Origin of the sequence: Dokdonia donghaensis DSW-1, assembly GCF_001653755.1 — a bacterium.
Lineage (GTDB): Bacteria > Bacteroidota > Bacteroidia > Flavobacteriales > Flavobacteriaceae > Dokdonia > Dokdonia donghaensis.
Map to the genome: position 1 here is coordinate 2,706,026 of NZ_CP015125.1, position 12,163 is coordinate 2,718,188.

Genomic DNA, 12,163 nt, shown 5'->3' on the forward strand with positions numbered 1-12,163 from the left:
TATAACATATGAAATCCTCACAATATCTCACATTTTTAATCCTTATCCTTACTATCGCTTTAGGTTGTAGTGACGATGATACAACAACTGTTCCAGAAACAAATGAAAATGCTGCAAACCAACAACCTCTAGGAAGCTCTGCTGCAGAACTACTATCTAGTGAGGACTTTACAAGTATGCGTGTAGAGATAGCTTACCCACAAGGTTTTAGACCTACACAGCAAACCCTAGATTTACTCTTACCATTTTTAGAAGAAAGACTAGATAAACCAGACGGTATTACAATGGTGGAATCTATTATAACAACAGATGAAACAGGACCTTATGATATAAACGAGATAGTAGCTATTGAGGATGCTAATAGGACGGTGTTTAACAATGGTGATGAACTAGGCGTGTGGCTTTTCTTTTCTGACGAGCGTAGCGAGGGAGACAGTGGCAACTCTGTGGTACTAGGCTCTGCTTATAGAAACACATCTATGGTTATTTATGAAAAAACTTTTATTGATATAGCAAATAACTCAACTACACCTGTTAATAGAACACTTATAGAGACCTCTACCATACGTCACGAGTTTGGACATATATTTGGCCTTGTGAATGTGGGAACTCCAGATCTATCTGCTCACGAAGATCTGGATAACCTTAGACATTGTAATGTAGAAGATTGTCTTATGTATTTCCAGACGGTAACAAACTCTTTTAATACAAGTTCATTAGAAAGTATACCAGACTTTGATGATTTATGTATTCAAGATCTACAAGCAAATGGTGGGCTATAACGCACACTAACTTGAATAAAAAAGGGCGATTGATTACTCAATCGCCCTTTTTTATTATCTAATAAGATAAAGGTTTAATCTTCTACCTCTGTAAAAAGTACTTCTTCTAGTTGTAAACCCTCTGTGTACTTAAGTAAGTAAACTGCCTGATTAGAAAAACCACCTGCCCCTCTTCTATCGTATTTAAATTTATTCTCTATATAATCTGTCTCTACTCCAGAAGAAGCTGCACTATATAAATCTTGTGCATATGCTAGACGTAGTAACGTGTCATACATAAGATCATACCCACGTATTGCATACTCACTTGGGCTTACATTAAATCTAGTCTCATAGCTATCTACAAAGGCTTTTACATCTTTATATTTATACTCTTTCTCTACAGACGGAAAGTGAAAAGAAAGATTTTTTAAATGCTCGTGTTGTATCTCATCACTGTCATAAGCACTCCCTCTGTTGGTAGTTAATAACACAACCTTACGCGCTCCTACTTGAGCATTAAGATTAGTCGTAACATTACTTATTAATGGTACATCGTTAGACTCTAAGAACACCCAGTTTTCAAGCTCGTCTGAGAGTTGACTCGGGATATCATCTGGATATAAAAAGTAGCCTTTATCTCCAGACCTAGGTGCAACAGTCTTAGCATTTGGGAAAAGTGCCTTAATTTTAGATTTTGTACTTCCGTTTTTAGCATCTGCAATAATGACAATATTTTTGCCCTCTCCATTTTCTTTGAGAAATGATAGCATTTTGTCTCTTAACAATACATCGTTAGGTTTTGAGACAAATATATTACCGCGCCCGATTACCTTATTAGATATAGGGGATATTATCGGAATATTACGCGAAGATAACATAGAAGAAGCGCGATCTATATTACTTCCTAAAAGAGGTCCTATTACAGCATTAACACCGTTAAAATCATTAGACTGTATAATAGTCTCTACTTTTCTAGCATTTACTGCCTTCCCATCCTTACGGTTATATGCTGTGTCATAAGTATCTATACTTGCAGATATACCTAACTTTTTTGCATCTTCTGCAGCCATAAGGATACCGCTATATAAATCTAATGATAAACGTAGTATACGATCATTTTTAAGTAAATCCTCATTAGTCTCTATATTATCACTTGAAACACGGTTTACACCAAAAGGTAGCATTACCGCTATTCTTTTTGTAGAAAAATCTGTTAGACTAGTTTCAAGACTACCCTTCTTTCCAGGTGCTATCATCACCTCTGGTTGCGTAGAGGTATCGCCATATGCAGGTGTAGGATTATCTGACCCTGGGCTTCCCTTAGGTACTTTAAGTATCATACCTTCCTTAAGACCTTCATCTAGTGCTGGGTTAAGCGTTAAAAGTTCGTCTGCTTCAAGGTTTAAAGAACGTAGCAAGCTATACATTGTATTGCCTTTCTTAACTTCATAAAAAGCATACTTTTCATTATTAATAATAGTACTTTCTGCAAAGTTTGCCTTAGGCACATTAATCACGTCGCCTATTTTAAGACCATCTTTTACTTGTGGGTTTGCCTGCTCCAGTTCTGCTATTGTAATACCGTACTTTCTGGCAATACCGTATTTAGTCTCTTTTGCAATTACCTTATGTGTGGTTTGCTCTAGTGCGGCTGTTGTAGACTCTGGAAGTGATACTACAGACTCGGTAACTATTTCTGGTTTATAGTTAGTTGGGATACGTAGTTTATCCCCCTTTCTAAGTGTCTCACTATATAAACGCTTGTTGTATCTCTTTATAACATCTTGAGGCACACCATAACGCTTTGATAAGCTATAAAGCGTCTCCTTACGTTTTACTTTATGTGTCTTAAAGGTAAGATTATTTTGTTCTACAACTTGCGTGATAACTCCAGAAGATGCTGGTAAAATAAGAACTAGACCATCATAAATTTCCTTCTTGGCATCTGGGTTGAGCTTTGTGATTTCCTTCTCACTTATACCGTACTTCTTTGCAATATCCTTTACAGTCTCACCTCCTTTTACTTGGTGAGATATAAATTTTTGAAAAAAGCTACTAGATGCTTTTGAAACTGCTGTAGTTGAGTTCGCTTTCGCGAAAGCGAAACAAAAAACAACCGCTATTGCTGCAATATATTTAGTCATATTCATATTTTATTCCCACTCGATAGTGGCTGGTGGCTTAGAGCTTATGTCATATACTACTCTATTAACGCCTTTTACCTTATTAATTATATCGTTAGACACTTTTTGTAAAAATTCGTAAGGAAGATTTACCCAGTCTGCCGTCATACCATCTGTACTCTCTACAGCTCTTAATGCTACACATTTTTCATAGGTACGCTCATCACCCATTACTCCTACAGAGTTTACTGGGAGAAGCATTGCTCCTGCTTGCCATACCTTATCATATAATCCCCACTCACGAAGACTACTTATAAATATATGATCTACCTCTTGTAGTATGCGTACTTTCTCTGCAGTGATATCACCTAGTATTCTAATAGCTAGACCAGGTCCCGGAAAAGGGTGTCTACCTAAAAGCTCTGGGGATAATCCCATACTTGCTCCTACTCTACGCACTTCATCTTTAAATAACATTCTAAGAGGTTCTACTACCTCTAGTGTCATATAATCTGGTAAACCTCCTACATTGTGGTGAGATTTTATGGTAGCGCTAGGACCTCCTGTTGCACTTACAGACTCTATCACATCTGGATAGATGGTACCTTGCCCAAGCCATTTGGCATTTTCTACAAGCTTGCTTTCATCATCAAAAACTTCTACAAAAACACGACCTATAGCCTTACGCTTTGTCTCTGGGTCGCTTTCTCCCTCAAGTGCTTCCAAGAAGCGTGCCGAAGCATCTACTCCTTTTACATTGAGTCCCATACCTTCATACTGTTTAAGTACTTGAGTAAACTCATCTTTACGTAATAGACCGTTATTTACAAAGATGCAATACAGGTTTTTTCCTATTGCTTTATGTAGTAGTGTCGCTGCAACAGTACTATCTACACCTCCTGAGAGACCAAGTATCACGCGGTCATCTCCAAGTTTATCCTTAAGATCTGCCACAGTGGTATCTACAAAGGCATCTGGTGTCCAGGTTTGTGCTACACCTGCGATTTTTACTAAGAAGTTTTCTAATATTTTCTTCCCATCTGTAGAGTGATATACCTCTGGGTGAAACTGTATACCATAAGTGTCTTCACCTTCTATTTTATACCCTGCATTTTCTACATCGTGGGTAGAGGCTATGCGCTTTGCTCCTGCTGGTAATTTTTTTATAGTATCACTATGACTCATCCACACTTGACTACCCGTAGATACTCCTTCTAGAAAGGTCTCACCCTCTTCTACCATAGACAGTTTTGCACGACCATACTCACGTGTGTTAGACTGCCCTACTTCTCCATCAAAAAATTGTGCTAAGTATTGCGCTCCGTAACATACACCCAGTAAGGGTTTTTTTCCTTTTATTTCTGAAAGGTCAGGATGCGGTGCATCCTCACTACGTACAGAGTGTGGAGACCCAGATAAGATTACTGCCTTGTAAGAAGATAAGTCCTTAGGCTGATTATTAAATGGTTTAATCTCGCAGTATATATTTAACTCACGCACACGACGTGCTATTAACTGCGTATATTGAGACCCGAAGTCTAAGATGAGAACGTTATTTTGCATAGGCAAAAATAGCATAATTATACAAAGATACCGGCTATATAATTCAACAAAGAATAACGGAGTTTTTAACAGTATTAATTTGTTGTGTTTTTTACTCAAGAGAGCTGCAGGATATCATATTTACATAAATTAAGTAGTTACAACTGTGTCGCAATACGTACAAATACTTTTTAAAATAGAAAAAGCTATCCGCTCATCGGGTGTTTATATCTACTTGTCGAAAAGTACCTTACATACGGCATTACAAGAAACTTAGAAGCCAAATAAGCCGTACATTTATAAGGAACCTCGAGGTAATTATCACCGATTGGATCTAATATTACCAACTTTACTAGCCAATTTATGATAAATGACGAAGATGAACGTTTTAACAGTGAACTAGACGAGTGGCGAAAACTACCTGTTTTTAAACAAGCTCTTGTAATACTGCACCTTGTAGAGCATATTATAGAGGGCATACACCTTGACGACCCTCATCCTAGCACTCACTATAAGCTTAGATTGTACGAACGATACACGAGACAAATGATGGAAAATGCACTTCTTATTCCGTCAGAAATCGCTACGGCAGATAGTACTGATCTTTACGATCATAAAATGGAAAATGCGACCATTATACGTAAAGCAGCAAAAGAAATTATTGCAGATAGTAAGGGATTACAAGCCTCTGGTTATAAAGAAGCAGAGTACTTAGAACTACTTTATGATGCAGTCGAAGAGTTTAGACCACTCTTTGCAGAGTGGGTGCAATCTTTTAGTACAAAAAACTTTATCATAGATCGCTGGGGATTATTTAATCCACCTGGAGTATCTTATGATGATCCTGTAGATACAATGAGTTTTGACAGTAAGTCCTTCTTAAGAGACTTAGAAGACGACTGGGATGATGGAGATGATGATGACCTTATTTAACAATAGGATTATAAGACACTACGTGAGATAATACAATCTGGGTTTTTGACTCACCATAGGTAATCACTCTATCTATAAGCTCTTCTAGATGCTTCTGGTTACGTAGTACAACTTCCATCACTATATTCTCATTTCCAGTAATGCGATAACAGTTTACTACCTCTTCCCATTTTTTTACATTTTCTATAAAAGGCTTAAGCTTACCCATAAATGCTCGTATTGTTATTATAGCCTTAAGTTGATAGCCCATTGCCTCTGGATTAACTATTGCTTTATACCCTTGTAAAATACCTGCATCTTCCATTTTACGTATGCGCTCACCCACTGCTGGAGAGCTCACGCCTACCTTTTTTGCTATAGCAGTATTAGACTGCCTAGCATCCTCTTGCAAACATTGTAAAATGCGATTATTTAAAGAATCAATCATAGTATTTAAAGTTTATAGTTAAAAATACACTTATTATTAAGCAATACCATCTATTGACTTAAAAAATTAAATAAGCATCTCAAAGCAAGCTTGTATTTTTACGTTTACAATGCTTACTGTAAAAGACATACAACTCGCAAACCACAAAGACACATCTCAGTGTACAGCTTATAGAGATGCTGTTGCGTTTTTTACGCTTTCGCGAAAGCTGTCTAAAAACAATTTATGCGCCAGTAAATGGAGATGCTTAAAGCAAAGAAAGCTAGCAGCACACCTTACAGAAAATATTTCTACAAGCGCATTATCATTACCTATGACCATCGCCGAAGCTTCTATTACAGTAGATTATGGCAAAAAATTGTTTTTTAAAAACACCATAGAAGAACGTGTAGAAAAGATATTATCTCTATGTAATAACCTTGAGGACGTGTATCAACCTAAAGACAAAAGGGCAAAGCAGTTATATAGAGCCGCAAATAAACTACAAGCAGGTGTAAAAAAATGGTCACTACATCTAACGTCTCAAAATTAATAATGTCAATAAGGCTAGCATTTACCTTGCTAGCGTCTTTTTTCTTTTTTTATGATTTTGATGTTAAATATCGTTAAGTCAAAACGGGTTGCTCAAAAACCAATGTACTTTTAATTTAAGATAATGAATGACAACTTCCTTTTTACATAGAAGTACATTATCAAAAAAAAAACAAGTAACCATTAAAATCAAACATTATGACAAAGAAATTTTTAACTCTAGTAGCTGTGGCCATTTTTACACTTTCATTCTCAAGCTGTAGAGAAAAAACAACTGGAGAAAAAGTAGGTGACGCAGTAGAAAATGTAGTAGATGATGTTGAGAACGCAGTAGACTAATCATCTATACATATAAACAAGAAGCCTTTCTGTAACAAGAAAGGCTTTTTTTTGTGATCTAAAATTAAAAAAGGTCCTAACACTGTAGCGTTAAGACCTTTTATTATCCAGAGGAGGGTATAGATAATGATGGCTATTTATTAATCTATCCTAAACGAAACCTTATACGCTCAAATAGCATTTACAATTATTATACGATACAAACACCTGTTATGGATCTTACATTTAAAAAAAATAAAAATTAAATACACTCATTTTAAATAGGTTACAGCGTTTCACTCTTAAAGTTCTATAAAACTTGTAAGTGCATTGTAAAACCAGCGTCAAAGAGATTATTAATAACAAAGCTTCCTAATTGAAGTCTAAAAATCAAAAAAAAGAAAAAATTGCTATGAAAAAATTAATCTCAATGTTCGTTTTACTTTTATCTGTAACATTTGCAGCACAAGCGCAAGATAAAATGATGAAAGACGCTCCTACAAAAGTTATTGCCTTAGAGCAAACTAAAGGTGAGTTTACTCAAAAACAAATTGTTGTAAATGAGGGAACTTACACCTTCTCTATTGCAAATAACAACGTAGGTACAGATGTAGGGTTTGTTTTAGTACCAAAAGGTAAAGACATTTCAAATCCAGAAAATCACATTAAAACAGCTTATGTAACTGCCGTTGTACCCAACAATGCGACAGGTAGCTCAAACGCTACGACACTTAAAAAAGGTGAGTACGTATACTTCTGCCCACTTAACAAAACAGCTACAGATAACGTTCTTATAGTAGAATAAGGTACTCTACAGCTATCAAAGCCCCATACATAATGTATTGGGGCTTTTTTTTGGTTATTTTTGAACCAGAAAACTATGACTATGAAAAAATACATCGCAGTACTATCTATTGTTGCTTTAACGCTAAGTTGTAATGAAAATTCAAAAACAGCCTCTCAAGATGAGGCAGAAGTAATATTTACTCCCACTACCGAAGCCGAAAAAATTGCCTATGCAAACGGTATAGAAAACTGGGATAATGTAACACAACTAGACTTCACCTTTAATGTAGATCGCGGTGGTAATACCGTCGCAAAACGCTCTTGGTCTTGGAAACCAAAACAAAATGAAGTCACAATGACCACTACAAGTGACACTGTTACTTACAATCGTGCAAGCGTAGACAGTACCTCTATGGCGGCAGACCAAGGTTTTATAAATGATAAATACTGGCTACTAGCTCCCTATCAAATACTTTGGGATGAAGGAACAACAATAACTGTAAATGATAGTGTTATGAGTCCGCTTTCGCGAAAGCGTAGTCATAAACTCACCTTACTGTATGGTGATGAAGGCGGTTATACACCAGGAGATGCTTATGATTTTTACTACGGTGATGATTACCGTATCACAGAGTGGGTTTTTAGAAAAGCAAATGCTAGCGAGCCTTCTATGATTACCACTTTTGAAGGATATGAAGATATAAATGGCTTACAGATTGCTACAGATCACAAAAGTGAAGATGGTAGTTTTAGTCTCTATTTTACAGATGTAAAAGCATACAATTAATATGAATTTTAGTCAAAAAAGCAAAAGCCCAAAGTGGAATTTAATCACCTTGGGCTTTTTTATAATTTTAAGTTTCTTGATGCTGTCATACAGCGATTATGGAACGCTACAAAAGTCTTCTCAATCTATTGTTTACATACCTATCATTATAGGTATTGCAAGCATTATTATTTATGCGCTATCTAGGCTGTTTATAAAGCGTTACAACTGGATTGTAACGCTACTGGGCATTGCTACTATGCTTATGATTGCTATCCCTATTTTTTTTGGGGCAGCAAAGCATAATTAATTATTTACTTTTAGACATTGCTCTGTGACGCTCTCTTGCTAGTAATGTGTTTTTAAGTAACATAGCAATAGTCATAGGTCCTACTCCACCAGGTACTGGAGTAATAAAACTAGCTTTCTTACTTACAGCATCAAAATCTACATCACCTGTGATGTAATATCCTCTCTCTCTAGACTCGTCTGGCACACGTGTGATACCTACATCTATAATTACTGCATCATCTTTTACCATCTCTGCTTTAAGGAAACCAGGGACACCTAATGCGGTAATAATAATATCTGCTTGCGAGGTAATCTGCGTTATATTTTTTGTGTGACTGTGGGTTAATGTCACCGTAGAGTTTCCTGGAAAACCTTTACGCCCCATAAGGATACTCATAGGTCTTCCTACTATATGACTACGACCTATTACAACAGTATGTTTACCCTTAGTCTCTACACCGTAACGATCCATAAGTTCTAATATCCCAAATGGTGTTGCAGGTATAAACGTACTCATATCTAGTGACATCTTTCCAAAGTTTGTAGGGTGAAAACCATCTACATCTTTATCTGGATTTACTGCTAGTAGTACCTTTTGAGTATTAATTTGTGGCGGTAATGGTAACTGTACGATAAAACCATCTATATCATCATTATCATTAAGTTCTTCAATCTTATCTAGCAACTCTATCTCACTAGTGGTATTAGGCATACGCACCATCGTAGACTCAAAGCCTACACGCTCACACGCGCGCACCTTGCTCCCTACATAAGTAAGAGAAGCACCATCGTTACCTACAATTACTGCAGCAAGGTGAGGCACCTTCTCGTTATTTGCCTTCATTTTATCAACGTCGGCTTTGATTTCATTTTTAATGTCGTTTGAGGTTTTTTTACCGTCGAGAATTACCATAAGTGACTCCTTATTATTTTGATTAGTTAGGTATATAAAAGAGCAAAGGCATCCTTTAAGAATGCCTTTGTATAAAATTTATTTCATTTGATTCATCATCTGCATCATCTTTCGGCCACCGCCGCCCTGCATCATTTTCATCATTTTACTCATTTGGTTAAACTGCTTGAGTAACTGGTTTACTTGTTGTACAGAGGTACCAGATCCTTTTCCTATACGCTTTTTACGACTTGCATTTATAGTAGAAGGGTTTTCACGTTCTCCAGGTGTCATAGAGTGTATGATTGCTTCTATATGTTTAAAAGCGTCGTCATCTATATCTACATCCTTGAGCATTTTTCCGGCACCTGGGATCATCCCCATTAGGTCCTTCATATTACCCATTTTCTTTACTTGCTGGATTTGCTTTAAGAAATCGTCAAAACCAAACTGGTTCTTTGCTATCTTCTTTTGAAGCTTTCTAGCTTCTTCCTCATCAAACTGCTCTTGTGCTCTCTCTACTAGTGAGACAACATCTCCCATACCTAAGATACGGTCTGCCATACGAGAAGGGTAGAAAACATCTATCGCCTCCATCTTCTCTCCTGTACCTATAAACTTAATAGGTTTATCTACTACAGATTTTATAGAGATTGCTGCTCCACCTCGTGTATCACCATCTAACTTTGTAAGTATAACTCCGTCAAAGTTAAGAATATCATTAAAGGCTTTTGCTGTGTTTACAGCATCTTGACCTGTCATTGAGTCTACTACAAAAAGTGTCTCTTGAGGTTGTATAGCAGTGTGTACATCTGCTATTTCCTTCATCATTGCTTCATCTACTGCTAGACGACCTGCGGTATCAATGATTACTACGTTATGACCGTTTGCTTTCGCGAAAGCGATACCATCTTGAGCAATTTTTACAGGGTTCTTCTCATCACGGTCTGAGTATACATCTACCTTAATCTGGTCTCCCACTACGTGTAGCTGGTCTATTGCCGCTGGACGATATACATCACAGGCTACTAGAAGTGGTTTTTTAGTCTTCTTAGTTTTAAGAAAGTTTGCCAGTTTACCAGAGAAGGTTGTTTTACCAGAACCTTGCAGTCCAGACATAAGGATAATAGACGGTGTTGCAGAAAGGTTTATGCCTGCAGCATCACCTCCCATAAGCTCTGTAAGCTCATCCTTTACTATCTTAACCATTAATTGACCCGGTTGTAGAGTCGTTAATACGTCAGATCCTAGTGCCTTTTGTTTTACACGATTTGTAAATTCTTTGGCAGTTTTAAAGTTAACATCTGCATCTATAAGCGCACGACGTACTTCCTTAAGAGTTTCGGCTACATTTACTTCTGTAATGCTTCCGTGTCCTTTTAAGACGTGGAGGGCTTTATCTAACTTATCACTTAAATTATCAAACATAGTTTTCTGGTAGTATGTAAAGGTTGCAAATTTAAGAATTTGAAGCGGTTTTGCACAGATTAACAGATGTAGATTCTAGAAAAAAGAACCAAAAAAATAAGGCTACCTATAAAGATAGCCATATCATATATGTCGCTTACTTAGTACTGCAATAGCCTCACCTATTCACAATCTTCTGGAATTAAGTTTATAGCAGCAACTGTATACTCAAGTGTATCTGGGTTTTCAATACGGGCATAAACTACTTGAGTTCCCGCTGTAGCACTTATAATATATTGATCTACAAGTACATTAATTGCAGCATCTGCATCACTTTGAGAATCATAGTAGGTAATATCCCACTCTATTAGTGGTGATACCTCACCCGTAACCTCATCTACTTCTTGTTGTGGTGCCGCTATAATTATGACGCAATCATCATAATCTGATAATGTAAATGAAGATTCTCCATCTATAATACAACTCTCAAAGTCTAAAGTTTTACAATAGTCTGCCTCATCACATTCTTTATTGAGCACAAAGGAGACACCCTCATCATTTGTAATTGTCATAGTATCGTTGCTCTGGATGACTGTTTTCCAATCAAAATTCCAAGCAGACTGCACATCACCTTCACCTTGAAGGTTAATGTTTATATGAAGTTCACCTTCTATTAAATAGACCGTCCAAGTACCATTATAAGAGACTCCTCTGTAATATAAATCAGTAGTACCATCATCTTCATTATCAAATACAGCATTTGTATATGTACTAAAAGCTACATCATCTGGTAATGCTACCTCCCATACGCACTCTAGGAATAACCCAGTACACTCGTTTATGAGTTCTTCCTCCTCTTCTGCCTTGCAAGCAAGTATAGCCGCTTCTAACTCTTCTTTATTATTTACTTGAAAAGTAGTCCCGTCTTCTAGCTCACTCGTGATAGGAAAACTGACATTTATAAACTGATTTGCTTCAATATTGCCCAGTATAGTACTAAACTCTCCATCATTAGATACTGTTTGCGATGATATTATTTGCAAGTCTTCATTATACACTATTACAATAAAAGAGTATATAAAGTCTATACACGTAATGTCTACTTCATTGGGATCATCTTTTACTACCTGATCTAAAAGGTCAAAAAGATTTGATTCTTCGGCAATAAGATCTGCTGTTGTGGTTTGACTTAAATCGTCTACATCTTCATTATCGCAACTAGCAAAAACTAGAAGTGCAAAAATTGAGAGTATTATGTGTGATAGTTTCATAGATAAAATTTAATTGATGATTATTGAATATTTGTTTATATCTATAAGACTGCTACCTACTTATAGGTTGCGTTATTTTTACTATTATCTATAGAAAAATATTATTGTGCTG

At 36.5% G+C, this 12,163-nt stretch carries 13 protein-coding genes; 7 read left to right on the forward strand and 6 right to left on the reverse strand.

The features are described 5' to 3' along the window. Positions 1-8: 8 nt before the first annotated feature. Entirely contained in the window at positions 9-782 is a 774-nt protein-coding gene (locus I597_RS11895) for a hypothetical protein (RefSeq protein WP_035324565.1), read from the forward strand. A 74-nt stretch (positions 783-856) separates the two neighbouring features. Here the strand turns inward: I597_RS11895 and I597_RS11900 are convergent, their stop codons facing one another. Continuing rightward, positions 857-2,908 carry an amino acid ABC transporter substrate-binding protein gene (locus I597_RS11900; RefSeq protein ID WP_052111643.1) on the reverse strand — a complete coding sequence of 684 codons (2,052 nt, stop codon included), beginning with the start codon at positions 2,906-2,908 and terminating at the stop codon, positions 857-859. A gap of 9 nt (positions 2,909-2,917) precedes the next feature. Then, entirely contained in the window at positions 2,918-4,450 is a 1,533-nt protein-coding gene (gene guaA / locus I597_RS11905) for a glutamine-hydrolyzing GMP synthase (RefSeq protein WP_035328513.1), read from the reverse strand. 342 nt (positions 4,451-4,792) lie between these two features. Here guaA and I597_RS11910 point away from each other — a divergent pair, with 342 nt between their 5' ends. Then, positions 4,793-5,362: a hypothetical protein gene (locus tag I597_RS11910; RefSeq protein WP_021778764.1), complete on the forward strand. Its 570-nt coding sequence runs from the start codon at positions 4,793-4,795 to the stop codon at positions 5,360-5,362. On the opposite strand, the gene I597_RS11915 is transcribed toward I597_RS11910, so the two are convergent. After that, a complete protein-coding gene (locus I597_RS11915; RefSeq protein WP_021778763.1) occupies positions 5,355-5,789 on the reverse strand; it encodes an Lrp/AsnC family transcriptional regulator in 435 nt (144 codons plus the stop codon). The two genes, I597_RS11910 and I597_RS11915, sit on opposite strands and share 8 nt — an antisense overlap. Positions 5,790-5,898: 109 nt before the next feature. On the opposite strand from I597_RS11915, the gene I597_RS11920 reads away from it, so the two are divergent. The 5 genes from I597_RS11920 to I597_RS11935 all read left to right on the forward strand — a co-directional run bounded on the left by I597_RS11920 (position 5,899) and on the right by I597_RS11935 (position 8,500). Then, entirely contained in the window at positions 5,899-6,321 is a 423-nt protein-coding gene (locus I597_RS11920; RefSeq protein ID WP_035324564.1) for a hypothetical protein, read from the forward strand. Between the two features lie 197 nt (positions 6,322-6,518). Next, a complete protein-coding gene (locus tag I597_RS14985) occupies positions 6,519-6,659 on the forward strand; it encodes a hypothetical protein (RefSeq protein WP_169741087.1) in 141 nt (46 codons plus the stop codon). 391 nt (positions 6,660-7,050) lie between these two features. Beyond that, entirely contained in the window at positions 7,051-7,443 is a 393-nt protein-coding gene (locus I597_RS11925) for a cupredoxin domain-containing protein (protein WP_035328511.1), read from the forward strand. 81 nt (positions 7,444-7,524) lie between these two features. Beyond that, complete coding sequence (locus I597_RS11930; protein ID WP_035324563.1) at positions 7,525-8,211, forward strand: hypothetical protein; 687 nt, start codon at positions 7,525-7,527, stop codon at positions 8,209-8,211. Between the two features lies 1 nt (position 8,212). Then, positions 8,213-8,500, forward strand: a complete 288-nt coding sequence (locus tag I597_RS11935; protein ID WP_035324562.1) for a hypothetical protein — start codon at positions 8,213-8,215, stop codon at positions 8,498-8,500. Here the strand turns inward: I597_RS11935 and I597_RS11940 are convergent, their stop codons facing one another. The 3 genes from I597_RS11940 to I597_RS11950 all read right to left on the reverse strand — a co-directional run bounded on the left by I597_RS11940 (position 8,501) and on the right by I597_RS11950 (position 12,051). Continuing rightward, positions 8,501-9,394 (reverse strand): bifunctional 5,10-methylenetetrahydrofolate dehydrogenase/5,10-methenyltetrahydrofolate cyclohydrolase, encoded by an 894-nt coding sequence (locus I597_RS11940; protein ID WP_021778757.1) that lies wholly within the window; start codon positions 9,392-9,394, stop codon positions 8,501-8,503. 78 nt (positions 9,395-9,472) lie between these two features. Next, entirely contained in the window at positions 9,473-10,801 is a 1,329-nt protein-coding gene (gene ffh / locus I597_RS11945) for a signal recognition particle protein (protein WP_021778756.1), read from the reverse strand. A gap of 161 nt (positions 10,802-10,962) precedes the next feature. Beyond that, on the reverse strand, positions 10,963-12,051 hold the full coding sequence (locus tag I597_RS11950; RefSeq protein WP_035324561.1) for a hypothetical protein: 1,089 nt from the start codon (positions 12,049-12,051) through the stop codon (positions 10,963-10,965). Positions 12,052-12,163: the final 112 nt, after the last annotated feature.